The organism is Oscillibacter sp. KLE 1745, assembly GCF_000469445.2.
GTDB lineage: Bacteria > Bacillota > Clostridia > Oscillospirales > Oscillospiraceae > Oscillibacter > Oscillibacter welbionis.
Genome location: NZ_KI271725.1, coordinates 14,480 through 14,932 on the forward strand (window position 1 = coordinate 14,480; position 453 = coordinate 14,932).

The window sequence follows — 453 nt, forward strand, 5'->3', positions numbered from 1 at the left end:
CCAGGCCCGCCAGCCCCTGCCGGCAGGCGAAATCCGCCACCCGGGCCAGGGAGGCCCCCGCCTCCGCCAGAATGGTCCCCGGCGTCCCGCCGGCCTCCACTCGGCTCAGGCCGGCGGAGGTGTCGATCACCAGCCGGTCCAGCCCCTCGTCCGGGGCCAGCAGGTTGGTTCCGTTGCCCATCACCAGGGGACGGGCGCCGCAGCGGGCGGCCATGTCCAGCAGCAGCACCAGCTGCTCTCCCCGCTCCGGAAAAGCCATGCGCCGGGCCGGCCCCCCGATGCGGAAGGAGGTGTGCCGGTCCATGGGCTCCTCCTTCTCGATCCGCAGGTCCGGCAGATAATCCGCCGCCTGCTGGTCAAATGTGATCCACCAGTCCATTTCTGGACCTCCTCATACTTCAGATTACCCGGCCCAGCAGGGCCGCACCGATGACGCCGGCGGCGTTGCCCAGC

General features: G+C 71.1%; 1 protein-coding gene. It reads right to left on the reverse strand.

What is annotated here, in order from left to right; all coding sequences use genetic code 11:
• On the reverse strand, positions 1-379 hold a 379-nt coding region (locus HMPREF1546_RS09800; protein WP_021750228.1), incomplete at its 3' end, for an FAD-binding protein.
• Positions 380-453: the final 74 nt, after the last annotated feature.